The following is a 23,704-nucleotide window of genomic DNA, read 5'->3' on the forward strand; positions in this document are numbered from 1 at the left end:
ATGACGCTGCCGAGCACTTCGACACCGACGACATCGGCTGTGCCGTCACCAGGTACCGGCGCACCTGCGCCGGGGAGCCGCCTGGACGTCCCGTCGCCCGGGCGGCCCCAGCCCGTGCGCACCATCGCTCTCGAGGAACACTTCCTGTCCCGCGACATCGCGGCACGCGCCGGCGGCCCCGGCGAACCGTGGGCCGACGCCCTCGACGACCTCGGTGAGGGCCGGCTCGCGGTGATGGACGCGGCCGGCATCGACGTCCAGGTGCTCTCCCTCGTCGCGCACGGAGTGCAGGAACTCGACCCCGCGCCCGCGCTGGAGCTGTCCCGCCTGGCCAACGACCGGATGGCCGCCACCATCGCCGCCCACCCGGGCCGCTTCGCCGCCTTCGCCACCCTGCCGATGTCCGACCCGCCTGCCGCGGTGGAGGAACTGCGGCGGGCCATCGGCGACCTCGGGTTCGTCGGCGCGATGATCCACGGCCAGACCCGCGGTGTATTCCTCGACGACCCGTCGATGGCGCCCGTCCTCGCAGCCGCCGAGGAACTCGGCGTACCGATCTATCTGCACCCCGGCGAGCCGCCACAGGCCGTGTACGACGCCTACTTCTCAGGACTGGCACCCGCTGTGGCCGCCAGGCTCTCCACGGCGGCATGGGGCTGGCATGCCGAGTGCGGGCTGCACGTACTACGCCTCGCCGCCACCGGCGTCTTCGACCGCTTCCCCGGGCTGCAGCTGATCGTCGGCCATATGGGTGAGATGCTGCCGTTCTCCCTGGCCCGAGCCGATCAACGTCTCAATCCCGTCGTCGATCTCGCCGCGTCAGTGGCGGACACCGTCCGCGAACACGTCCACCTCACGACGACTGGCTACGTCACCATCCCGCCGCTGCTGTGTGCCCTGATGGTATTCGGTGCCGACCGGATCCTGTTCGCAGTCGACCACCCCTTCTCCGACAGCCGCGAAGGCACTGCCTTCCTGTACACGGCCCCTCTCAGCCCGGTCGATCTTCACAAGATCGCTCACACGAACGCCGAGGCACTGCTCGGCATCTACTGAGCTTGCCGGCGTGATGTCGTCATGGTGAGTCTCGTTCCGGCGAGACATCCGCCGATGAGGTTGCTGCGGTATTGGATCCGGCGGAGTCCGTGCCGGAGGGTGCGCATCAGGTGGGTCAGGGTCGGTGAACGGGGTTGGCCTGGCTGCTACGTCTGAGCCGTGCCCGGATGCCCTCGACGGAGTTGAGGTCTGGTGCGTAGGCCTTCGCCCGAGTTCAAGGTCGATGCCAGATGACCTGGTAAGCCGCTGCCGGTTCATTGAGGATCACTGCGAGACTTACCCGGTCAAGCGGCTGTGCCAGGTGCTCGACGTCGCACGCTCCAGCTTCTACAAGTGGCGCCAGGGCCGTGCGGCCCGCGCCGGGCGGGAGCGGGCCGACCAGGCCCTGGCCGAGAAGATCAAGGCCGTCCACGACGACTCCGACGGCACCTACGGCTCCCCGCGCGTCACCGCCGAGCTGCGTGACGACGGAGTGCTGGTCAACGAGAAGCGGGTGGCCCGCGTCATGCGGAAGTTCAACATCGTCGGAGTGCACCTGCGCAAGAAGGTCCGCACGACCGTGCCCGAGCCGGCCGGCCAGGTCGTGCCGGACCTGTTCCAGCGGGACTTCACCGCGCCCGAGCCGGGCGTGAAGTACATGGGCGACATAACCTATCTCCCCGTCGGGGACGGCGAGTTCCTCTACCTCGCGACCGTGCTGGACTGCTTCAGCCGCCGGGTGGTCGGCTGGTCCATCGCCGACCACATGTGCACCGAGCTCGTCGCCGACGCCCTCAAGGCTGCCGCAGCAACCCGCGGCAGCCTCGACGGAGCAATCTTCCACAGCGATGACGGAGACCCAGTACAGGTCGAAGGAATTCGCCGATCTGTGTGCCGAGTTGGGTGTCACCCGGTCCATGGGGGCCGTCGGTGCCAGCGAGGACAACGCCGCCTGCGAAAGCTTCCACGCGTCGTTGAAGCGCGAAACACTGCAGGGCGCACGTCGCTACGACGGCGCACGTGCGTTGATCTAAATTGAGATGCGGTATCCAGCGATCCGGAACGCGGACTCAAGAAGGCCGGCTGGGGTGAAGCCCGGACGGAGCGGCCGCTGGGCCACCCGGTCCGTCTCGTCAGTGGTCGAGGGCCAGGTGCAGGGCAAGAAGATCCTTACCGTAGTCGTTGCCGTTGGGGGTGCGGGTGATGGCGTGGATGTGCCGCTGATTGCTCCCGGCTTCCCATCCCGCCGCTTTTCCGATGGGCCCGAGATCCTGGGAGTCGAGCTCGATGAGAACAACGGGGCTGTGGATGCGGTAGTACATCGGTGCGTTGTCGGTGGTGGGGCCGTGCCAGGAGAAGTGGGTGTCGTCCTTGTGCTTCTTGACCTCGGCCATCTTGACCTTGGCGTGGCCCTCGTTGACGTTCCCGACGAACAGCTCGACGATCTTCCACAGCTTCGTCAGTTGTGCGGAGTTCAGGTCGGTGGCCTTGATGCCCTCATACGCCATGACCGCGTTGTCCGAGTACGCGCCGGCCGTCAGGTCCCGGTCGCTGGTGGTGCTCTTGGTGATCGCGACCGACTGCTGGTCCGCGCTCAGCGAGCGGATGAGAGCGAAGCCGGCGGCGAGCTCGTCCTCGAAGCTCTTCGTGCCCTCGTACTTGCTGTCGATGCCGTAGTTGGCGACGCGGGGCTCGGACCCCATGAAGGTCGGGGTCATGACGACCTGGTCGCCGAGGACAAAGTAGTTGATCACCAGGTGGTGACCCTCGAACTGCCAGCCCCACGGCTCTGTGGCCGACGGGGTTCCCATGATGGTGAGCCAGTACAGCTCGTCGTTGAACTGGTCGGTCTCGTCGACCAACTGCCCCCCGTAGAGGTTGAGATGACGCACCTTGTCGGCGTTCTCAAGCCCGCGGGCACTCATGCCCGCCTTCAGGATCTTCAGCGCCTTGATGCGCTGCCTCTTCGTCATGTCCTGCAGGCTCAGGCCTGCGTCGCGGTCACCGTCCACGTTGGTCCACAGGCGCCACTGATCCTGCGTGTAGTCAGATGTCTGGACGGGAAAATTCACGGCCTCGCGCTGCGCGGCCGTGAGGGAGGCAAGCCATGCCTTGGCCGCGGCCACGCTTTCCCTTGTGGACACGCCAGTCCGGTGGATGCTGTAGAGGTCCTCGATCACGGTGCCGTCCGTGGTCACGCCCACGAATGCGTCCTTGACCCCCGGGGCGCCGCCGCCACCCGGGCCTCCGGTCCCACCACTCGGCGCACCCGAGGGGACACCCGATGCCGTGGCCGACGGGGTGGCCGTCGAAGCGGCCAACGACACATCCGACGACGCATCCGATCGGGACACCGCGAGCATCGTGCCGAACGCGGCGACTCCCGCCGCCGCGAACGCCTGCGTCATGAACCGACGACGCGACGCGAATGCAGGCGAACCGGGCTCGTGGCGACGGTGTCCGTGGGCATCCGTACCCGCCTCAAGGTCCTCATGCTCGGTGCCTGGTTCAGTCACGGAATACTCCTCTGCTGCTCTCCTCCGGCCTCACGACAGGAGGCGGCCATGTGCTCTCGCCAGGGGAAGGTACTTGCGAGACCTGTGAATTGAGTGTCAGAGAACCTTGCTTTTGATGATGTGTCACGTGGCTTGTTGATCGTCCTGCGTGATGGTGGTCGTGACTGGTGATCTCTCCGAACGGTTGGTTCCTGACGGGTTGTGGGCTCTGACCGGGGTCGGCCACCGCAAGGATGGCGCACCCTTCTGACGTTCACCTTGAGGGCCGCCAACATCATTGATCCCGACCGGTACACCGTCTACAACAACGCACCTCTTGAACTGACGAAAGAAGACAGGCAGAAGGCAGACGCCGCGCTCCTGGAACTGCTGGACGAGCAAGAAGACCTCTCTGCTCCGGGCGAGAGGAAGCAGCGGGACTCTTTGAACGACGAGGGCGACACCGGCACGAATTTCTAGGGCGTGTTTCGGAAGTGGATCAAGGTGTAGTGGCGAGTTCGACGAGGTGTCGGGCTGTGCCGGCAGGATCGATGATCTGGTGGAGGTGTGCGCCGGGCAGGTGTGCCACACGCCAGCCGCGTGCGCGGGCCTCGGCGGAAAGGTCGTCATACGGAGGGCCGAACAGCAGGTAGGAGCAGGGATGGTCGTCCCAGCCGTCGGGGACCGGGATGTGCTGCTCGTAGTAGGACAGCGGCAGGGTGGGCTGCTCGTCGATGACTGTCTGCCGCACCATCGGATCAGAGAACATGGGTGCGATGTCTGCTTCGTCCCACCAATCGGTCCAGCGTGGCAGCCTGCCGTTCACAGTCATCGGGCGGAGGAACTCCAGCAACTCGGTTGAGGCGACAGGGGTCGGTCCGATCCGGGCCGGTAGCGCGGCGTCGACGAAGATCGAGTTGGTCACCGGATGGTTGAGGCCTGAGCGAATCGCTGGGAGAAACAAGCCTGCGTTGCTGTGTGCCACCAACGTGACAGGGCTGCTGGCCGAGATCTGCCGGAGGTCGTCGCGGACGGCGTTGACGATGCGGGGCCAGAAGGGCGGAGCGCCGGCGCCTATGTGTAGCAGGGACGGCACCCGTACTTGGTGTCCCGCCGCCGTCAGGTGTTCGGCCACCGGGTGCCACGTCGAGGGACCTACGGACGGACTGTGCACGAGAACGAAGATCGGCTGCATGTGACGATCCTGTCGCCCATGTCTTCGGAGGCGCGACAGTCTTGGCTGACAGCAGAACGCTTCGCTTCGAAGAAGCCCATGCGCCGTCACAGCACGGCCGTTCACAACCATTCGTTGATGGCCGCGACGAGGACGGTAGCCTCGTAGCGGACCGCGAGCTTGTCGTATCTCGTGGGCACGGCCCGGTGCCTTTTGAGGCGGTTGATGCCGCACTCGACCGCGTGCCGAGCCTTGTAGTCCTGCGGGTCGAACTTCGGCGGCCGGCCGCCGCGCGGACCGCGTTTCTTGCGGTTGCGGGCCTGGTCGGCCTTGTCCGGGATGGTGCAGCGGATGCCGCGCCGCCGCAGGTGGGCGCGGTTCTTCCGGGAAGCGTACGCCTTGTCGGCGCGCACACGATCGGGCCGGGTGCGTGGCCTGCCCGGCCCAAGACGCGGGACACGGACCTTGGTCAGGACAGGCTCGAACTGCGGGGAATCGCCCCGCTGGCCGGCCGTGATCACGATGGACATGGGCTTCTGGCCCTGTTCGACGGCCAGGTGCAGCTTGGTGGTCAGGCCGCCGCGCGAGCGCCCGAGCCCGTGGTCGTCCGGCTCGACGCTGACGCCGCCGGGCGGCTCCTTCTGCAGCTCCCCCTTTTCCTCGCCCCGGTGGCGTGCTGGTGGGCCCGGCACCCCGTGGAGTCGACGTTGATGTCCCAGGTGATCAGCTCCTTCGCGTCGACCCGGGCCTGGAGTTCGGTGAAGATCCGTTGCCAGGTGCCGTCCCGCTGCCACCGGCGGAACAGGTCATACGCCCGGCCCCACGGCCCGTACTCGGCGGGCAGGTCCCGCCACGGGATGCCGGTGCGGACCCGGAACCGTCGATCAGCTGCCGCCTGGCCCACATCGGCGGCCGTCCGGGCTTCTTGCCCTTCGGCAGCAGCGGTTCCAGCACCGCCCATTGCGCGTCCGTCGGATCTGCACGCGCCACGAACCGAGATCATCCCACGTTCAAGATCCACTTTCGATACACGCCCTAGAGCGGGAAGGCGCTCCCGGGCTTCGCCGTGGCGAATGTGTCGACGCCCCGCTCGCTGCCGTCGGAGCCGGTCAGACTGTGGCAGGGAAGGAGATGCTGCCGCGGCCAGTGGCGGTAGACCGTGGCGCGGCCGTCACCGGAGCGTTCGGCGGCCGCGGCATGGGTGACCGCCCCAGGTCCGCGCCCAGAAGCTCTGCCGTGGCCGCCCCGCTGCGACGGGGGGCCATCTTGGCCTGGCTCAGCCGACACCAGCTTCCTTGCCTGTGCGGCGGCGCGGCGCCTCTGACGACGTCACTGGCCGGACCCGCCCCATCTGGCAGTACTGGACACGTCTCGGCGTTGTCAGGGCTGCTCCCACCCTCCCCGGCATCACCCGGATCAGGGTGCCCTCAGCTTCAACCCCGCTGCTGCGACAGGGAGTTGGTGCAGGCGACCGGCCGGGCGAACGCCCGGTGCTCCGGCGGACGGCCGGTCAGGGGGCGGGGAAACCCGACGCTAGCATCTCGAACGATGTGTCAAGTATGGCCAGCAGTTCGGAGCCCGGGTCTTCGGGGTTCCACTGTGCCAGGGCGGTCCGCGTGACCGCATGCGCGGCGCCGGCCAGGGCGCGTGGGTAGAGGTCGTCGGCTGTGAGGCCGGTCCGTCGGGCGACGCCTTCCGCTATTGAGGCTTGCGTGCGGCGGTTGTTGGCGAAGGCCATCGGCGCCAGCCGGGGATTCTGCCGGACCAGTTGCTGGCGCTCCCGCCAGGTCGGGTGCTCCAGAAGGCGGCGGATCCCGGCGCGAATCGCCTGGTGAACCGCCTGCAGCGGGTCCGCGTCGGCCGGGCGGGCGACGATCCGCTCGGCCAGCGATCCGCCGGACTGCTCCTCGTTCCAGTCGAGGACGGCGTCGTCCTTGGAGTCGAAGTAGTTGAAAAAGGTGCGCCGGGAGACTCCGGCGGTGGCACAGATGTCGTTGACCGTGACTGAGTCCGGACCCCGCTCCAGGTAGAGGTGAATGGCGGCGCGGTGCAGTGCCTCGCGGGTCTGCTGCTTCTTGCGTTCCCGCAGGCCGACGTCTGCGCCCACACTGCTCACGCCCACTATGGTACATCAGTGCAAAGTTGCACCAGTGCAAAAAATAGCTTAGGCTAGCTAAGTAATTAGTAGTGGGGTCGTGGAGATGGTGTCGCGCACGGTGGTACGGCCGGCAGAACCCCACGAGCCACAGAAAGACGACACGAGCCACAGAAAGACGAGGAGAACAGCGTCTTGTCGAATGTGTGCGGCAGCGGAGGCCGGTGTCCCACCTGCCGCCCGGCCTGGCCCATACGCCTGCGTGATCACCTGCAGGCAACCGACCCCGCCCTCGCCCGCCTGCGCTCAGGGTGGCGGATGCTGACGGTCTTCCCGGCCACCCTGGCCGCGGGATACGGGATGGCTCATGCGCTGGGGCAGCCGAGCCTGTTCGGCCTGACGTACGGCGGCATGGTCGGACTGCTGGTCGGCCTGACCATCGCCGGCCCCAAGGCGGGCACGCTGGCACTCCGCTGCGTCTGGGGCGTGCCGGCCATGCTGCTCGCCCTGCTGTGCGCGATCGAGCTCCAGCCCTACCGCATCCCCGCGCTGATCGCGGCCGCCGCGGCCCTGGGAGTGCAGCTCTCAGCGCGCGCCTACCTCGGCGAGTTCGGGCACGACGCCGGCACCATGTTCTTCGGCGGCTTCCTCGGCGGCATCCTGGTGCCCATACCGTTGTCGCAGATGCAGTACATCGCCCCGATCGTCGCGGTGGCGGCGGTCGCGGCGGCAGTGGTGCAGGTGGTGCTCTGCCGGATGCGCCCGGCAACCGGTCTGGTGCACATCGAACGTGGCTTCCTGACGCGTACCCGCTACGTCGTCCGGCGAGCCACACAGCTGGTCGCGGCCCGGGACCGCACCACCCGCGCGACCCGCAAACTGCGCAACGAGATGATCCACCTCAACGAGGCGGCCATGCTGGTGGACGGCTACCTGGCAAGCTCCGGGCGCCCGGGGCAGCTCGCCGCCCGCCTGCACCGGCTGGTCTTCGACACCGAACTGGCCGCGCACGCTCTCGGCCGTACGGTCAACCAGCTGTGCCGCCACCCGCTGCCCGACGAGGTACGCACCCTCCTGCTGGCAGCTCTATCCGACCTCGACCGTGGCGGTCGCCGACACGACGGCACCGTCCGGGCCTCGGCCGCCCCGCTGCTTGAGTGGCTGGCCCGACACGAGGACGACTCCCCGGATCCTGAACACGAGCGGCTCGTCTCGGCGCTTTACCGGTTCGTCGCCGTGCTCGGCGATCTGCACCGCGCCGGCGACGCCTGGACCACCGAGGCCGATGCCGAGCTGGAGGCGGACAACGCCGCCTCGGACGGCGAGCGCTTCACCACACCGGTCACGCTGGTCACGGGCAAGCTCCCCGGCACCAACCTGCTGGCCAGCCGCGCCCTTGCCTCCGGTGGTATGCGCCGCCCCTGGAACGCCTGGAGCAAGCCCAACGCCCAGATGCGGATCGTCATCCAGCTGTTGATCACGCTGATGATCGCCATTCCGCTGGGCGACGCGCTGAGCGGCAAACGGTTCTACTGGGCCATGATCGGCGCGCTGATCGTCCTGAGCAACACCGACTCGCCACACGAGCGGATGCGCAAGACCGCCAAGCGCGTCATCGGCACGCTCATCGGCGGCCTCGTGGGAATCGGCCTCGCCAACCTCCTCGGAACCGACCACCCGATGGCGACCCTGTCGTTGATCTGTGTGGCCTTGGCGGTGGGCGCCTACTCGATCAGTTCCTACTACTCGGTATGGGCCGGCTGCCTGGCCCTCTCGCTCATCCAGCTCTACTCCTTCACCGGAGGGTTCAAGGACTCGGTGATCGTGCTGCGCGCGGGGGAGAACGCCCTCGGAGCGGTCATCGCCACGCTGGTAGCCCTGGTGGTCCTGCCCATCGCGACCCGCACGCTGCTGCACCGCGCCCAGGCCTCCCACGTCCACTCGCTGGCCACGTTCGTGCGTGAGTCCGGCGAGGTCTGGAGCGGTTCCTCCGGAGCTGAGGGCACCCGCGAGCAGGCCAGGGCAGTGGACCAGGCGACACATGAGCTGCACCGGTTCACCCGCTCGCTCGTTCACCTGCCGGCCAGCGCCGGCCACGAGCGTGCCGAGGACATCCGCTCCACGATGCGCAGGGCCGCCGTCTACGCCCGGGAGATGTCGGTCGGCAGCGGCGAGGCAGTGCTGACCACAGGCCAGCGGGAGCAGCTGCGGAGGATCACCGGCAACCTGTCCGACTCGATCGACGCCCTGGCCGGGATCGTGCCGGACACCGGGAAGGTGTCGGACGGCGAGAATGCGCCCGCAGCCTCCGCCAGTCCCTGGCTCCGCAGCGCCGAAGACATCCGGCAGCTGCAGACGGCCCTGTCCGTCTCCCCGGCCAACGCCCAGCTGCGGCACGCGCTCCACTACCTCGGGTACCTGGACGACCTGCTGGGCGACCTCGCCGCCCGGCTGGACATGCCAGTTCAGGGGAGCGACTACCGCACCGGCGCCCGGGCCCTCAGCCGCGAGCTGTTCGCCCTTCGCGCGGAACAGGCGACTGCGGGGCAGGTTCTGCCTGCAGGAGGCTCAGGACGCCATGCTCGTACGACGGCCCCCGCCACCGCGGCCGCAACCGCTGCGACACTCACCGCCGGTCCCGTCGGGTCCGTCGAAGGCCACCTCGTCTATCTGGACCCCGACCGCTCACCCGCGGTCACGCGTCTGACGGTCCTTCACCCCGACCGACCCCAGCGGGTACGGGCCCTTGATGTCTCCGGTGACACCTTCCGCATCAACGACCTGCCACCCGGCTTCTACCAGATCCTGGCCACCAGCCCGGGACGCCGCCCGGAGGTCGTGGTGGTGAGCGTCACCGCCGACCGGACCACGAACTGCGACTTCCTGCTGCAGGGCCAGGAGGACTGATCGTCCGGCGCGGCTGTTCCACCCCGACCGGATGGAACAGCCGCGCCGGGCTGGGATGCCGCCGACGCCGGATACCGGACCGCATCGTGTTCGAGCACGTCGTCCAGGCCCTGTGGTGCACGGCTCCGGATACGAGCGGATCGCGATGGCAGGCTCGGACTGCACGGCGTTGCGAGGTAGCGGCGGCGCAGCAATGCAGGCACCCTCGACCTGCCGCACGCACCCACGCACACCGTCGTGCTTCGACACGCCCTCGCCCACAACCAGCAGGTCCCCGAAGCCGCTGCCGCACTCGGCCGGGCCATGGGCGACAGCGCCGGCCCGGCGACTTCCCGGTGGGAACTCGTCGGACGCCTTGGCGCCCCACGGTCCCTGCGCGAGCTCGCCATGGCCGAAGGCGACATCAACCGGGTCGTCGAGCTGGCACTGGCCCATCCGTACGCCAATCCACGCGAGGTCACCGCGGAGGGCCTGACCCGGCTGCTGCGTGCTGCCTGGGCCGGGGAACCTCCCGCTGCCTGAGCCGGTCGAGCGGACGGGATGAGCCCGGCCGTCGGTGTGGTCGCCGGGGCGCGCGGCCGCTCCACGGCGGCCTTCGTCGTTCTGCGTGCACCCCCGGACGGGTCAGCCCAGCTGCCGCCGGCCGCTGCCTGGACGCAGGATCGTCAGTGGACGGCTGCGCGACGCGAGGAGTGGTTCGGGATGCGGGTTGTTGTGGATCTCAACCGCTGCCAGGGGTACGCGCAGTGCGTGTTCCTCGCTCCGGACCTGTTCGAACTGCACGGCGAGGAGGCACTGCTGTACAACCCAGAGGTCCCCGAGGACCAGCTCGAACGCGTTCAGCGGGCCGCGGCGGCCTGCCCGGTGCAGGCCGTCCTCGTGGGAGAAGAGGCGAGCACAGTTGTCCAGTGATCTGCAGAGCGGCCGGATCGTCATCGTCGGCGCCTCGCTGGCAGGGCTGCGCGCTGCCGAGACCCTCCGCGAAAAGGGCTTCACCGGCTCGCTGACCCTGGTCGGGGACGAGCCCCATCCGCCCTACGACCGGCCGCCGCTGTCCAAGCAGGTGCTGCTCGGCAAGGCGGCGGCGACCTCCGTCGAGTTGCCGATGCGTCGTGACCCGGAGGCCGAGTGGCGTCTCGGGGTCCGCGCCACCGGCCTCGACCCGATGGAGAAGCGAGTACTGCTCGCCGACGGCGGGTCCCTGCCGTTCGACCGGTTACTGATCGCCACCGGTACCCGGGCCCGGCCCTGGCCGAACCCGGACGAGGGCGCCCTGGACGGGGTGTTCACCCTGCGCACCATCGAGGACGCGGGCCGCCTGGCCGAACGCCTGGACGCCGGGCCGCGTCGGGTCCTGGTGATCGGCGCCGGGTTCACCGGCTCCGAGATCGCCTCCGCTTGCCGGGAGCGCGGCATCGACGTGACGGTCGCAGAGCGCGGGCCCGCGCCCTTGGTGGGGGCGCTCGGCGGCATCCTCGGCAAGTTCGCGGCACGCCTGCACCGCACCCACGGCGTGGACCTGCGGACCGGGGTGACGGTCACCGCGCTGCGCGGGAACGGCCGGTTCACCGGCGCGGACCTGTCCGACGGCAGTCATGTCGAGGCGGATGTCGCCGTGGTCGCCCTCGGCGCGGTCCGCAACACCGAGTGGCTGGCGGACTCCGGCCTTGCCGCCGGGCCGCGCGGGGTCGCCTGCGACGCCGGATGCCGCGCCTTCGACATGTACGGGATCGTCACCGACGACGTCTTCGTGGCCGGCGACGTGGCCCGTTTCCCACACCCGCTCTTCGAATATCAGATGCTCTCCCTGGAGCACTGGGGCAATGCGGTGGAGCAGGCCGAGGTGGCCGCCCACAACATGGTCAATCCGGGGCCGCGCCGACGCCCGCACCTGACGGTCCCGGCCTTCTGGTCGAGCCAGTTCGGCCTCAACATCAAGTCCGTCGGCGTCCCCACCTTCTCCGACCAGGTCGTCATCGCCCAGGGCTCGGTCGAGGACGAACGCCTGGTGGCGGTGTACGGCTACCGGGGCCGGATCACGGCCGCGGTCACCGTCAACATGGCCAAGTGGCTGGAGCACTACCAGCGCCTGATCGAGACGGCCGCCCCGTTCCCGCCCGAGCCCGGCGCCGCCGACCGCCGAGCCGCCGCCGACTTCCCGATCCCCTCCGACGTGCCGGACCCGAAGGTACTCTCGCACGGCCCCACCGTCGCGCTCACCGGCCACTTGCCGGACCGCCGGTTGACCAGGGTGTGGCCCGCCGGCTGACACCACCGTCCCTCCCAGTCGACGAGGAGTCCGGGCATGACCGCCGACACCCTGCTGGCACGGATCACCGACTACGCCAACCGCCCGAACCCCTACCCGCTCTACGCCGAACTCCGCGAGGCAGGTCCCGTGGTGCGCCAGACGGACGGCAGCTATCTGGTCGGCACGTACCACGAGATCAACTCGCTGCTGCACGATCCGTGCATCAGCTCCGACATCCGCAACCTCGCCGTCCCGCTCAGCGGCCTGCCCGACGAGGAGCGGCAACCGCCGGCCTTCATCCGGCTCGACGACCCCGAGCACCAGCGGCTGCGCAGCATCGCGATGCGGCCGTTCGGACCACCGCACAGCCCGGGACGGGTCGACGCCTTGCAGGGGGAGATCACGCAGATCACCGAGGAGCTGATCGACGCGTTCGGGGACCGCAAGCAGATCGACATCGTCGACGACTTCGCCTACCCCCTGCCCGTCACGGTCATCTGCCGGCTGCTGGGCGTGCCGCGCGAGGACGAGCCGACCTTCCGCACATGGTCCTCAGCGATCATCGAGGCCGCCGACGTCCGGCCAGGAGAGGACCGCACCGAGCGCGAACGGGCCGGGGAACAGGCCCGGGCGGAGACGGGCCGTTACCTCATCGACCTTGCCGAGCGCCGCCGCGGCCACCCGACCGACGACATGCTCTCCGCATTCGTCAACGAGCAGGATCCAGCCGCGCGCCTGACCCCTGAGGAGCTGGCGGTCACCGGCACGACCTTGCTGGTCGCCGGGCACGAGACCACCGTCAACCTGATCACCAACGGCATGCTCACCCTGCTGCGCCATCCCGATCAGATGGAACGCCTGCGCCGCGAACCCGCCCTGATGCCGAAGGCGGTGGAGGAACTGCTGCGCTACGAGCCCCCGGTTCACATGCTGTCGCGGCGCACCCCGCTCACCGACGTGGAGATCGCGGGTACCACCATCCCCAAGGGCGCACGGCTGCTGCTGATGCTGGCCTCCGGCAACCGCGATCCCAGGCGCTTCCGTGCCCCCGAACAGTTCGACCCGACGCGCGAGGACAACCAGCACTTCGGCTTCGGCGGCGGCATCCACATCTGCTACGGCGCGGCGCTGGCCCGCCTCGAAGCACAGATCGCGCTGAACACGCTGATTCACCGCCTAGGCACCCCGAGCCTGGTCGAGGACCCGCCCCCGTACCGGACCAGCGCCACGCTCCGGGGCCCCCGCCACCTGCTCGTGGACATCTGAGTGGGCGTTAAGTCCGTTTCTGGTAGCGGCCTCGCCCGGGTTGGGTGAGGAAGCCTTGGCGGGTGAGGCGTCCGAGGCGGCTGCGGGTGACGTTCAGGGTCGGGTCGTCGGTGGGCATGCCGAGGAGCTCGTGCAGTTCGCGGACGCGGGGTGCCTGGTCAGGGTGCTGGTTGAAGGTGTTCAGGATGGCTTGGTAGGCGGTGGTTGCCTGGCAGCCCGCCCGGTTCTGGTAGAGGAACGCGTTCACGACCTCCCGGAGATCACGGGACCCGGGGTCTCCGGTCGCCGACCGCGCCACCCGGTCCTGCTTCCAGGCCGTGATCATCGGCTCGAACAACGCCCACTGCTCGTCCGCCAAGTCGCTCGGATACGGTCTTCGCTCCATGCCCCGAATCCCGGCATGGACATGGCGAGCAGTCGGCCCGTACGGCGATCCGTACCACGAACGAGCGATCACGAACCGAGAGAGAAGGGGCTTAACGCCCTCTCAGTGGTGCTGTCGCTCTGCGCGCGGAGGCTCAGAGCGATGTCGAGGAGCATGTCCTCCTGGCCGGCCACCATCGCGCGGCGCCCGGCCTCCACCAGCACGTCGCGGGTGGACAGCCTGTAGGCGCGGGCGAGTTGTTCGGCGGGACGCAGGAAGCTGCTGTACACGCCGGTGTAGCCGAGGGAGAGGGGTTCGCGGTCCAGATGCACGCGCCGTCCGGCGATACTTTGGTCCTACCACACGCGATGTGTGACATAGTTTTTTGGTTGGACCGTGTCCGTCGAGCCAGGGAGTTGCGTAGTGCCTGTCGAGTGGCAACCTGTGCGGCAGTCCCGCACACATGAGCTCGTGCTCGAAAGCATCGAGCAACGGGTGCTCGCCGGAGAGCTCAAGGCCGGGGACCGGTTGCCGCCAGAGCGCGAGCTGGCGCCGGTCCTCGGCGTCAGTCGGTCAGCGCTGCGCGAGGCGCTGCGGGTGCTGGAGACCATCGGAGTGCTGGTCGCACAGGCGGGCCGCGGGCCGGACGCCGGGGCCCGGATAGTGAGGAATCCCGACGACGCGCTCGGCCGGCTGCTGCGCCTGCACTTCGCGCTGGGCAGTTACAGCCTGGAGGACGTGCTTGAGGCCCGCGTGGTGCTGGAGCGTTCCAGCTTCGAGGCTGCCGCCGAGCACGCCTCGGCGGAGGACCTCGAGCAGGCGGAGGCACTCCTCGTCCGGATGCGGGAGCCGGATGTGGGGGCTTACGAGTTCAACGATCTGGACACCCGGTTCCATGTCCAGATCGCCCGCAGCTCTGGCAACCAGCTGACGTCCACCCTCACGTCGGCTGTACGCGAGTCGGTGCGTCCGTTGATCCTTCGGGCGTTGGAGGGGGCCGAGGACTGGCCGGCCACGGCAGCCGCACTGATCGCCGAGCACACCGAGCTGTTGCGGCTGGTGCGCGCGGGCGAGGGCGCGAAGGCCGCCGATCTGGCCGAGAAGCACATCCGTGGCTTCCACGGCACGCTGGTCGACGAGAAGTCCGGGTCTGACGGAAAGTCCGAGGCAGGCGAGAAGTCTGGGACCGTCGACGGGAAGTCCGAGGCCGGCAAGCGGACCGACGAGGCCGGGACGGCGGAGAAGCCCGCCCCGTAGGGACGGGTGCGGGCTCCTTGCCGTAGGCGGGGGTGGGGCGGATCGCCCCACCCCGCCGTCGCGTTTACGGCAGCATCCAGGACAGCACCGGCAGCGACTGCAGATAGACCAGGACGCACAGGATGGCCAGCATCGCGATGCTGTATCCGGCGACCTTGCGCAGCAGGATCCGTTCGGAGCCCGGCTGTCCGACCGCGGTCGCGGCGATGGTCAGGTTCTGCGGGCTGACCAGCTTGCCGACGACGCCGCCGGAGGTGTTGGCGGCCACCAGCAGCGTCGGATCGATGCCTGCGGCCTTACCCGCGGTCTGCTGGAGCGTGGCGAACAGGGCGTTCGCGGAGGTGTCGGAGCCGGTGACGGCGGTGCCGAGCCAGCCGAGGATGGGCGAGAACAGGGCGAAGAGTCCGCCGACTGTGGCGAGCCAGGTGCCGATGGCAACCGTCTGGCCGGACTGGTTCATGACGTAGCTCAGCGACAGCACGGTGGCGACCGTGGCGATGGCGATACGCATGTTCTTCACGGTGCGCACCGCGGCGGCCAGGCCCATGCGGGCGGTCATCGGGAAACGGTCGGTGTCGCGCGCGCGGCTGTAGATGAGCATCACGAGAAGGCCGGAGATGATCAGCAGGGTGCCGGGGTTGCCGAGGACCTCGAGTTTGTAGACCGCGCTGCCGGCCGGGGAGCCGTCGGGGGCGAGGAGCCTGCCGTACAGGCCGGGCCAGTTGAGCTCGATGTTGAGGGTGCCGAGCAGCTTGGGTACGTCGAGTCCGCCGACCTTGAGTTTGGCGAGGGCGAAGATCGCGATCACCAGGATGTAGGGCAGCACGGCCAGGGTGACACGGCGGGTGGTCAGCGGCTCGGCCTCGACCTGGGAGCGCTGGTCGTCGGGGGTGTTCGGGGTCCAGTAGCGGAGCATGAGCACGGCGGCGGCGAAGCCGGCGAGCGAGGCGACGACATCGGTGAGTTCGTACGCGAAGTGGGACGAGCACCAGAACTGGACGACGGCGAAGACGAGTCCGGTCACGAGGGCGATGGGCCACAGCTGCCTCAGGCCGCGCCGTCCGTCGACGAGGAAGAGCAGCAGCAGCGGTACGAAGAGGGCGAGCAGCGGACTCTGCCGGCCGATGACCCCGGCGATGTCCTCGGGCGGGATGCCGGTGAGGTTGCCTGCGGTGGTGATGGGGATGGCCATGGCGCCGAAGGCGACCGGTGCGGTGTTGGCGACCAGGACGGTCACGGCCGCTTTGAGTTTCGGCAGGCCGATCGCCATCAGCATGGCGGCGGTGATCGCGACGGGGGCGCCGAAGCCGGCGAGGGCCTCCAGCAGTCCGCCGAAGCAGAAGGCGATGAGCATCGCCTGGATGCGCAGATCGCCGCGGCCGACGGCGCTGAAGGAGCGGCGCAGGTCCTCGAAGCGGTTGCTGACCACGGTGAGCTCGTAGAACCAGATGGCGGCGACGACGATCAGCATCACCGGGAAGAGGCCGAAGACCAGACCCTGGGTGGCGGACAGGGCGCCGAGCTGTACGGGCATTCCGTAACCGAGGACCGCCACCAGGAGTGCGGCCACCAGGGCCCCGAGCGCGGACTGCAGGGCGGGGCGCTTGGCCACCATCAGCAGCAGGAAGAAGGTCACGAGGGGCACCAGGCCCAGCAGGGCGGTGGCGGCGAGGCTGCCCCCGACGGCGGTCACGTCGGGGGTATAGGCCGCGAGGACGGCCGGTGGCGCGGTGGTCACGTACGTGCTCCTCCTTGAGATACGCGCGCCTGCCGGTGCCGGGTGCCCCGCCCCGGCGACCACGGCGCCACGTCGCTGATGAACGACTTCTCAGTAGGGCACTGAAGATGTCGCATGTCAATAAGGTCCGACCAAAGTGTTGTGCTTCCAACTGTGGTCAGAGGCTGATATGGTCCGACCATAAATTGACGACCGGGGAGGTCCCATGCGCATCGGACTCTTCGCCACCTGTCTGGGAGACACGCTCTTCCCCGAGGCGGTGAAATCCACCGCGGTGCTGCTCGCCCGCCTGGGTCACGAGGTGGTGTTCCCGCCGGAGCAGACCTGCTGTGGTCAGATGCATGTCAACACCGGCTACCAGCGCGAGCCGGTCCCGCTGGTGCGGGGCTTCGCCGAGCAGTTCGGCGACCCGTCTATCGAGGCGGTGGTCATGCCGTCCGGCTCGTGTGCCGGCTCGGTCCGCCACCAGCACGAGATCGTCGCGGAGCGGTACGGGGACGCGGCGCTGCGCGCCGGCGTCGCCACGGTGAAGGCCAAGACGTACGAGCTGTCGGAGTTCCTCGTCGACGTGCTGGACGTCACGGATGTCGGCGCGTACTTCCCGCACCGGGTGACGTACCACCCCACCTGCCACTCGCTGCGGATGCTGCGCGTGGGGGAGAAGCCGCTGCGGCTGCTGCGCGCGGTCGACGACATCGACCTGGTGGAGCTGCCGGAGGCCGACGCCTGCTGCGGCTTCGGCGGCACCTTCGCCGTCAAGAACGCGGAGACCTCCTCCGCGATGCTCCAGGACAAGATGCGCAACGTCATCGGCACCAAGGCCGACGTGTGCACGGCCGGCGACTCGTCCTGCCTGATGCACATCGGCGGCGGCCTGTCCCGTCTCAAGGCCGGTACGCGCACCCTGCACCTGGCGCAGATCCTCGCCTCCACCCGCACCTCGCCGTACGTCCTCACGGAGGCCGCCCGATGAGCAGCACCTTCCTCGGCATGCCCGCCACACCGCCCCGCTCTCCGTATGGGACGGGCAACCTGCGCGGCGACCGCAAGTTCCCCAAAGCCGCCCACGACGAGCTCCGCAATGAACAGCTGCGCCGCAACCTCGGCAAGGCCACCCACTCCATCCGCGCCAAACGGCTCGCCGTCACCGGCGAACTGCCCGACTGGGAGCAGCTGCGCGACGCCGGCTCGGCGATCAAGACGGACACCATGAACCGGCTGCCCGAGCTGCTGGAACAGCTGGAGCAGAAGGTCACCGAGCACGGCGGCACCGTCCACTGGGCGCGCGACGGCGTCGAGGCCAACGAGATCGTCACCCGGCTGGTCAAGGAGACCGGCAGCGACGAGGTGATCAAGGTCAAGTCGATGGCCACCCAGGAGATCGGTCTCAACGAGCACCTGGAGGGCCAGGGCATCACCGCTTACGAGACCGACCTGGCCGAGCTCATCGTGCAGCTCGCGCACGACAAGCCGTCGCACATCCTGGTCCCCGCGATCCACCGCAATCGCGACGAGGTCCGGGACATCTTCCGCGCGACGATCCCCGGTGTCGACCCCGACCTGGATTCCGTCCCCGCTCACCTGGCGGCCGCGGCGCGGGCGTATCTGCGCGAGAAGTTCATGACGATCCCGGTGGCCGTCTCCGGCGCCAACTTCGGGATCGCCGAGAGCGGCACCCTCGCGGTGGTCGAGTCCGAGGGCAACGGACGGATGTGCCTGACCATGCCCCGGACGCTGATCACCGTCATGGGCATCGAGAAGGTGCTGCCACGCTACAAGGACCTGGAAGTCTTCCTGCAGTTGCTGCCGCGCTCCTCGACCGGGGAGCGGATGAACCCGTACACCTCGATGTGGACGGGGGTCACCCCGGGCGACGGCCCACAGGAGTTCCATCTGGTGCTGCTCGACAACGGGCGCACCGCGGCGCTCGCGGACAAGATCGGGCGCGAGGCCCTCAACTGCATCCGCTGCTCGGCCTGCCTCAACGTCTGCCCGGTGTACGAGCGGGCCGGCGGCCACGCCTACGGATCGACCTACCCCGGACCCATCGGCGCGGTGCTCACCCCACAGCTCGCCGGGATGCACGCCGCCAAGAACGACCCCAACAGCTCGCTGCCGTATGCCTCCAGCCTGTGCGGTGCCTGCTTCGACGCCTGCCCGGTGAAGATCGACATCCCGTCGCTCCTGGTCGAGTTGCGGCACCAGCACACCGAGCAGTCCGGTACGACGGCGGAGAAGCTGGCGATGAAGGCCGCGGCCGCGGTCATGAAGCGGCCGAAACTGTTCACCGCCGCGCAGAAGGCGGCGGGACCGGGCCGCCTGCTGGCGGGGCGTGACGGCAAGATCTCGCACCTCCCGCCTCCGTTCGACGGCTGGAGTGAAAGCCGGGACATCCCGGCCCCGCCCAAGCAGACCTTCCGCTCCTGGATGGCCTCCGCCGAGGGCGCGGCCACCCTGCGGGCAGCCGCCCAGGAAGGCGCCCGGCACAGCGACGACACCGATGACCAGGAGGAGAAGCGGTGACCGCACGTGAGACGGTGCTCGGACGCATCCGGGACGCCCTGGCGCTCGCCCCCACCCCTGAGGTGACCGTCCCGCGCGCCTACCGCACCGGCCGCACCCTGCCCGACGAGGAGCGACTCGCCCTCTTCGTCGACCGGTTGGTCGACTACAAGGCGCAGGTCCATGAGTGCACGGCTGACCGCACCGCGGCAGTGATCGCCGAGGTGCTGCGCGAGCGCGGGGCCCGGAAGATCGGAGTACCGGCCGGACTGGATCCGGCCTGGCTGGCCGCGTACGACGGCGAGATCCAGCAGGACTCCACGGACATCCCGGCTCCGCAGCTCGACGCGCTGGATGGCGTGGTAACGGCTTCAGCGGTCAGCTGCGCGGAGACCGGCACGATCTTCCTGGACGGCTCGTCCGACCAGGGGCGGCGGGCGCTGTCGCTGGTTCCCGATCTGCATGTCTGCGTCGTCGACCTGTCCTCGCTGGTGGTCGGCGTGCCGGAGGCGGTGGCCCGGCTGGTACCGGAACGCCCGACGACGCTGATCAGCGGTCCTTCGGCCACCTCCGACATCGAGCTGGAGCGCGTCGAGGGCGTGCACGGCCCGCGCATCCTGGACGTGGTGATCCGCGTCGACGCCTGACCCTCGTGCACCGACCCTTCAGCGGTGGATCCTTGAGGGCGCTGGGACGGCGAGGCCGCTGCGAAGAGTGGGCTCAAGGAGCTGGAGAAGCACGGCTCCCTGATCCGGGAGCGCGAACGCCACCCGGATGGCACCCTCGGCGCGGCCGGGTACGTCATCACCGACCTGCCCAGCCTGCACAACCCCAGGTCGCAGCCGATGTCGGGTTTTCCACCGGTGGATGACCCGACATCGGGTCACCGGCCCACCAAGAACACCAATCAGCAGAACACCAGACCCGTCCGTGCCCGCGCGGCGACCTCGCTCAAACGCGCGGACGGGCGGAGCAGCCGGATGCACCAATGTCCCGGGCGCCCACGTTTTCGGCGGACGAGGTGCATCCTGGTATGCGGCTGCTGCTCGAGATTGCGGCGAGCCGTCCCGAACTGCTGCTGACCGGGAAGGCGCTGACCGATCAGGGTCGCGTGGTCACCGCGATGATGGATACCGGGTGGCGCGCCGAACAGCTGCACCACGTCATCACCGGCCGGCCCTTGCCGAACCCAGTGCGTACGTCGGTCGGGGCGATCATCGCCGCCCGCCTGCGAGCCGCGCAGGCACCCCGGATGTGGTGTGGCGGGCGGCCCGCGCACCCACAATCGAGGAGGCCCGGTGAAGCCCGCTGCCTTCGACTACGTCGTGCCGCGCACGGTGCCCGAGACCGTCGAGGCACTCGGCGACACCGGGCGCAAGGCCCAGGTCCTCGCGGGTGGCCAGAGCCTGATCCTCGAGATGCACTTGCAGCGCATCCGTCCCGACCTTGTGATCGACATCAACCGCATCCCGGCACTCGACGAGATGCGGGTGTACGACAACTCGTTGCGCGTCGGCGCGTTGGTACGGCATCAAGCCTTCGAGTCCGCCCAGGCCGTACCGGGTCCGCTCGGTACGCTCTTCTCGCGCGCCGTCGTGAACATCGCCCATCCTCCCATCCGCGCTCGCGGGACCATGGTGGGCAGCTTCGCCTGGGCACATCCGGCCTCCGAGTGGTGCGCCATCGGCGTCGCCCTGGACGCAGACGTCGAACTACACGGCCTGGACGGCGTCCGCGAGGTCGCAGCACGCGACTACTTCCACGGGCCGTACCGGACCGCGCGCCGCCAGGAGGAGCTGATCACCTCGGTCCGGTACCCACTGCTGGGCGAGGACACAGGGGTCGGCTTCGTCGAGCACCGGCGAACGCACTTCTGTTTCGCGCAGGTGGCCGTCGCGGCAGCCCTGACGGTACGGGACGGACTGGTCCACGAGGCGCGGATCGGGCTGGTCAACTGCGCCGACCGACCGGTGCGGGCACGCGCCGCGGAACAGGCACTGATCGGTGCCGAGGCCGACTCCCTCCTGGTCGACTACCGGATTGAACGGCGACGAGTACCCGCTCGACGTCGAGCCACGGCGCATCCCCGCCGACGTACTGCGGGAGGACTGCGGTCTCACCGGTACACATCTGGGCTGCGAGCACGGCATCTGCGGGGCCTGCACAGTTCTCGTCGACGGCAGGGCCGTCCGCTCCTGCCTCATGTTCGCCGTGCAGTGCGACGGCAGCTTGGTACGCACCGTGGAAGGGCTTTCGGGGCCCGATGGCGAGCCACACCCCCTCCAGCGTGCCTTCTCAGCAGAACACGCCCTGCAGTGCGGGTTCTGCACACCGGGATTCCTCATGGTGGCCGCCGGAGCGCTGGAGGCCGATCCCGCACTCGGTGACGACCCGGAAGCCGTCGCCGGCCTCGTGGGCTCCAACATCTGCCGGTGCACCGGCTACGAGCCCATCAGGCGCGCCATCACCCGCGCCGCCCGGGAACAACAGGGCACCGCCACCTGAACAGCGCGGCTCCCCGGCGCGGTCGGTCGGCCGCCGCATCGTGAGCGGCGGAAAAGCGGTTTCGGCGCGTGAAGGTCCGCGTGCCGCACACCGTTGTCCGGCATCCGAGAACGGCGCCGGTCGAGGCCATTGCGGCTGCGTGGCCATGGGCGCCGGAGACCAGCGGCCGGCATTTCGGCGCCCATGCCGTGCCGGCCGAACTGGTACCCGGGGCGCCGCCGGCATCACACACAGCCACGCACACGGCCGAGCCTCTCGAAGCGGGACGCTGCGGCGTACGGCGACGACGACGGCATAGGGGGAGGAGGACCGAGCCCCACGCGCGAAGGCCGAAGGGAGCGGCACGGGAGGTTCTGCGCCCGGACACGGCCGTGCACTTGTCGGCATGGGCGGGGCGGGTGACGCCGGGCGGCTCTGGTCATCTCTGGGGGAGATGACTCTTATCTCGGGTCATCGTCGTGATGGAGGAAGCGGCGTGGGGCGGGGACGGTTGTGGATCGGTGACGGCGGTGCGGGGGACCGCCGGCGGTGGTCGGATCGGTTTTCGTGGGTCGGGTTTTCCCGCCCTGTTGTTCGGAGGGTGTGCATGTCTGCAGTGCCTGGTGTTGTGTCGCGGCGTCGCTCAGAGTCTGCTGGGAGTGCTGCGCCGGGGGTGCCCGGTTGGCTGGTCGTGCTTTTCGCGGTGGCCTCGGGCATGACGGTGGCGAACCTGTACTACGCGCAGCCGCTGCTGTCGACGCTGAGCGGTGCTTTCGGCGTCAGTACGTCGGCTGCAGGGGCGCTGGTCACATTGACGCAGGTGGGTTATGTGATCGGCATGCTGTTCCTGGTTCCGCTGGGGGACCGGTTGGAGAAGCGCAGTCTGGTGACCGGTCTGCTGGCCGTCACGACCGTCTCCCTGGTGGTGGCCGGGCTGGCGGTGAGTTTCCCGATGCTGCTCGTCGCCTCGCTGGTAGCGGGTGCGACATCGGTGGTGGCGCAGATTCTGGTGCCGTTCGCGGCGGGTCTGGCTCCTGATCATGCGCGTGGTCGTGTGGTGGGGCGGGTGATGAGTGGTCTGCTCACGGGGATTCTGCTGTCGCGGACATTGAGCAGTGTGGTGTCCGACCTTGCCGGCTGGCGGGTGGTGTTCCTGGGCTCAGCCGGGTTGATGGCGGTGCTCGCGGTGGTGCTGCGTGCGGCTCTGCCGCGGCATGAGCCGACCACGGACGTCGCCTACCGTCATGTGCTGCGTTCTACCGCGGCGCTGGTGCGGACGCATCCGGTGCTGGTGCGCCGTGGCCTGTATCAGGCGGCGATGTTCGCGGTGTTCAGCGCCTTCTGGACGACTGTCTCCTTCGTGCTGACCGGTCCGGGCCTGCACTATTCGCAGCTGGGAGTGGGCGTCTTTGCGCTGGTGGGTGCGGCTGGCGCGGCTGTGGCTCCGTTTGCGGGACGGTGGGCGGACCGTGGGCTGGCGCGTCCGATGACGGGTGCGGCATTCGTGGTCGTGGCGCTGGCGTTCGTTCTGGCGGGCCTGGGTGCGCACAGCGTCGTGCTGATCGCTGTGGCTGCGATCCTGATCGACATGGCGGTGCAGACGACGCTGATCCTGGGCCAGCACACGATCTACCAGCTTGATCCTGCCGCGCGGGCCCGTCTGAACAGTGCGTTCATCGCGATCTTCTTCGTCGGTGGAGCGGTGGGCTCCCAGCTGGGATCGGTCGTCTACCACGCCGTGGGCTGGAGCGGCCTGACGGTCCTGGGAACCGTGCTGCCTCTGGCCGCGCTCCTTTACTGGACCTCCGAACGCCGGCGGGGGAAGCAGGCCGTGCCGAGCGGAACGAACGCCTGAAACAGGACACCGGGCGACCGCCCGGTGTCCCTGTTGCCATATGGCGAGACCTTGGGTTCCCCTGATGGAGCATGTGCCCTCCTGAGCCTGTGGAGGAGACCTTCCTGGATCCGGGCGACATCGTCTTCTGCGACCCGGGGCGGTCGGACTCCCTGCGTTTCGGTCACCCCTGCGCAATGAGGTCTTCCTCCTGCCCCGGCGCAGCCTGGGCGTCGCCGAATCCGACCTGTGCCGGAGCACAGGTGTGCCCCTGGCCTGTGGGGAAGGGGCGCGAGCGCTGG

19 protein-coding genes and 5 pseudogenes are annotated in these 23,704 nt (G+C 69.1%); 15 read left to right on the plus strand and 9 right to left on the minus strand.

Annotated elements, in window-relative coordinates; genetic code table 11:
- Window positions 1–114 precede the first annotated feature (114 nt).
- A complete protein-coding gene (locus tag ABT114_RS27505) occupies window positions 115–1,056 on the plus strand; it encodes an amidohydrolase family protein (protein WP_351145563.1) in 942 nt (313 codons plus the stop codon).
- On the opposite strand, the pseudogene ABT114_RS50625 reads toward ABT114_RS27505, so the two are convergent.
- A pseudogene (locus tag ABT114_RS50625) lies at window positions 1,050–1,258 on the minus strand (IS630 family transposase); the annotation flags it as partial. The gene ABT114_RS27505 and the pseudogene ABT114_RS50625 sit on opposite strands and share 7 nt — an antisense overlap.
- 27 nt (window positions 1,259–1,285) lie before the next feature.
- Between ABT114_RS50625 and ABT114_RS27510 the strand changes: the two are divergent.
- Window positions 1,286–2,054: pseudogene (locus ABT114_RS27510) on the plus strand (IS3 family transposase); the annotation flags it as partial.
- A gap of 114 nt (window positions 2,055–2,168) precedes the next feature.
- On the opposite strand, the gene ABT114_RS27515 reads toward ABT114_RS27510, so the two are convergent.
- Window positions 2,169–3,239: a DUF3500 domain-containing protein gene (locus ABT114_RS27515; RefSeq protein ID WP_351145564.1), complete on the minus strand. Its 1,071-nt coding sequence runs from the start codon at window positions 3,237–3,239 to the stop codon at window positions 2,169–2,171.
- 570 nt (window positions 3,240–3,809) lie between these two features.
- Between ABT114_RS27515 and ABT114_RS27520 the strand changes: the two genes are divergently transcribed.
- Window positions 3,810–4,010 (plus strand): hypothetical protein, encoded by a 201-nt coding sequence (locus ABT114_RS27520; RefSeq protein WP_351145565.1) that lies wholly within the window; start codon window positions 3,810–3,812, stop codon window positions 4,008–4,010.
- 19 nt (window positions 4,011–4,029) lie between these two features.
- On the opposite strand, the gene ABT114_RS27525 is transcribed toward ABT114_RS27520, so the two are convergent.
- The 3 genes and pseudogenes from ABT114_RS27525 to ABT114_RS27535 all read right to left on the minus strand — a co-directional run bounded on the left by ABT114_RS27525 (window position 4,030) and on the right by ABT114_RS27535 (window position 6,820).
- Window positions 4,030–4,725, minus strand: coding sequence for an alpha/beta hydrolase (locus ABT114_RS27525; RefSeq protein WP_351145566.1), 696 nt, complete (start codon window positions 4,723–4,725; stop codon window positions 4,030–4,032).
- A gap of 101 nt (window positions 4,726–4,826) precedes the next feature.
- A pseudogene (locus tag ABT114_RS27530) lies at window positions 4,827–5,694 on the minus strand (IS5 family transposase).
- 520 nt (window positions 5,695–6,214) lie between these two features.
- Window positions 6,215–6,820, minus strand: a complete 606-nt coding sequence (locus ABT114_RS27535; RefSeq protein ID WP_351145567.1) for an acyl-CoA-like ligand-binding transcription factor — start codon at window positions 6,818–6,820, stop codon at window positions 6,215–6,217.
- A 297-nt stretch (window positions 6,821–7,117) separates the two neighbouring features.
- Here ABT114_RS27535 and ABT114_RS27540 point away from each other — a divergent pair, with 297 nt between their 5' ends.
- The 5 genes from ABT114_RS27540 (at window position 7,118) to ABT114_RS27560 (ending at window position 13,223) form a co-directional block, all read left to right on the plus strand.
- Window positions 7,118–9,706, plus strand: a complete 2,589-nt coding sequence (locus ABT114_RS27540) for an FUSC family protein (RefSeq protein ID WP_351145568.1) — start codon at window positions 7,118–7,120, stop codon at window positions 9,704–9,706.
- Between the two features lie 210 nt (window positions 9,707–9,916).
- Window positions 9,917–10,228, plus strand: coding sequence for a dehydroquinate synthase/iron-containing alcohol dehydrogenase family protein (locus ABT114_RS27545; protein WP_351145730.1), 312 nt, complete (start codon window positions 9,917–9,919; stop codon window positions 10,226–10,228).
- A gap of 180 nt (window positions 10,229–10,408) precedes the next feature.
- On the plus strand, window positions 10,409–10,618 hold the full coding sequence (locus ABT114_RS27550; RefSeq protein ID WP_351145731.1) for a ferredoxin: 210 nt from the start codon (window positions 10,409–10,411) through the stop codon (window positions 10,616–10,618).
- Entirely contained in the window at window positions 10,608–11,975 is a 1,368-nt protein-coding gene (locus ABT114_RS27555; protein WP_351145569.1) for an NAD(P)/FAD-dependent oxidoreductase, read from the plus strand. Before ABT114_RS27550 ends, ABT114_RS27555 begins: the two co-directional genes overlap by 11 nt.
- 36 nt (window positions 11,976–12,011) lie before the next feature.
- On the plus strand, window positions 12,012–13,223 hold the full coding sequence (locus tag ABT114_RS27560) for a cytochrome P450 (RefSeq protein ID WP_351145570.1): 1,212 nt from the start codon (window positions 12,012–12,014) through the stop codon (window positions 13,221–13,223).
- A 208-nt stretch (window positions 13,224–13,431) separates the two neighbouring features.
- Here the strand turns inward: ABT114_RS27560 and ABT114_RS27565 are convergent.
- Both ABT114_RS27565 and ABT114_RS27570 read right to left on the minus strand, forming a co-directional pair.
- Window positions 13,432–13,608: pseudogene (locus ABT114_RS27565) on the minus strand (transposase); the annotation flags it as partial.
- Between the two features lie 68 nt (window positions 13,609–13,676).
- Window positions 13,677–13,919, minus strand: a complete 243-nt coding sequence (locus ABT114_RS27570) for a 4-hydroxy-2-oxovalerate aldolase family protein (protein WP_502988401.1) — start codon at window positions 13,917–13,919, stop codon at window positions 13,677–13,679.
- Between the two features lie 91 nt (window positions 13,920–14,010).
- Between ABT114_RS27570 and ABT114_RS27575 the strand changes: the two genes are divergently transcribed.
- The gene (locus ABT114_RS27575; protein ID WP_351145571.1) at window positions 14,011–14,844 is read left to right on the plus strand and encodes a FadR/GntR family transcriptional regulator; all 834 of its coding nucleotides are present in this window, start codon (window positions 14,011–14,013) and stop codon (window positions 14,842–14,844) included.
- A gap of 64 nt (window positions 14,845–14,908) precedes the next feature.
- On the opposite strand, the gene ABT114_RS27580 is transcribed toward ABT114_RS27575, so the two are convergent.
- Window positions 14,909–16,582: an L-lactate permease gene (locus ABT114_RS27580; protein WP_351145572.1), complete on the minus strand. Its 1,674-nt coding sequence runs from the start codon at window positions 16,580–16,582 to the stop codon at window positions 14,909–14,911.
- A 205-nt stretch (window positions 16,583–16,787) separates the two neighbouring features.
- Between ABT114_RS27580 and ABT114_RS27585 the strand changes: the two genes are divergently transcribed.
- Genes ABT114_RS27585 through ABT114_RS27595 form a run of 3 tightly spaced genes read left to right on the plus strand, consistent with a single transcriptional unit; the run spans window position 16,788 to window position 19,731 of the window.
- A complete protein-coding gene (locus ABT114_RS27585) occupies window positions 16,788–17,555 on the plus strand; it encodes a (Fe-S)-binding protein (RefSeq protein WP_351145573.1) in 768 nt (255 codons plus the stop codon).
- Window positions 17,552–19,105 (plus strand): LutB/LldF family L-lactate oxidation iron-sulfur protein, encoded by a 1,554-nt coding sequence (locus ABT114_RS27590; RefSeq protein WP_351145574.1) that lies wholly within the window; start codon window positions 17,552–17,554, stop codon window positions 19,103–19,105. The genes ABT114_RS27585 and ABT114_RS27590 overlap by 4 nt, the downstream gene beginning before the upstream one ends.
- Window positions 19,102–19,731, plus strand: coding sequence for a LutC/YkgG family protein (locus tag ABT114_RS27595; protein ID WP_351145575.1), 630 nt, complete (start codon window positions 19,102–19,104; stop codon window positions 19,729–19,731). The genes ABT114_RS27590 and ABT114_RS27595 overlap by 4 nt, the downstream gene beginning before the upstream one ends.
- Window positions 19,732–19,991: 260 nt before the next feature.
- Here the strand turns inward: ABT114_RS27595 and ABT114_RS27600 are convergent, their stop codons facing one another.
- Window positions 19,992–20,246, minus strand: coding sequence for a hypothetical protein (locus tag ABT114_RS27600; protein WP_351145576.1), 255 nt, complete (start codon window positions 20,244–20,246; stop codon window positions 19,992–19,994).
- 175 nt (window positions 20,247–20,421) lie between these two features.
- On the opposite strand from ABT114_RS27600, the pseudogene ABT114_RS27605 reads away from it, so the two are divergent.
- From ABT114_RS27605 to ABT114_RS27615, 3 genes and pseudogenes are all read left to right on the plus strand, one after another.
- Window positions 20,422–21,054: pseudogene (locus tag ABT114_RS27605) on the plus strand (FAD binding domain-containing protein); the annotation flags it as partial.
- Between the two features lie 70 nt (window positions 21,055–21,124).
- Complete coding sequence (locus tag ABT114_RS27610; protein WP_351145577.1) at window positions 21,125–21,589, plus strand: (2Fe-2S)-binding protein; 465 nt, start codon at window positions 21,125–21,127, stop codon at window positions 21,587–21,589.
- Between the two features lie 652 nt (window positions 21,590–22,241).
- On the plus strand, window positions 22,242–23,423 hold the full coding sequence (locus ABT114_RS27615) for an MFS transporter (protein WP_351145578.1): 1,182 nt from the start codon (window positions 22,242–22,244) through the stop codon (window positions 23,421–23,423).
- The last annotated feature ends 281 nt before the right edge of the window (window positions 23,424–23,704 follow it).

Origin of the sequence: Streptomyces sp. NPDC002088, from assembly GCF_040296605.1 — a bacterium.
Taxonomy (GTDB): domain Bacteria; phylum Actinomycetota; class Actinomycetes; order Streptomycetales; family Streptomycetaceae; genus Streptomyces.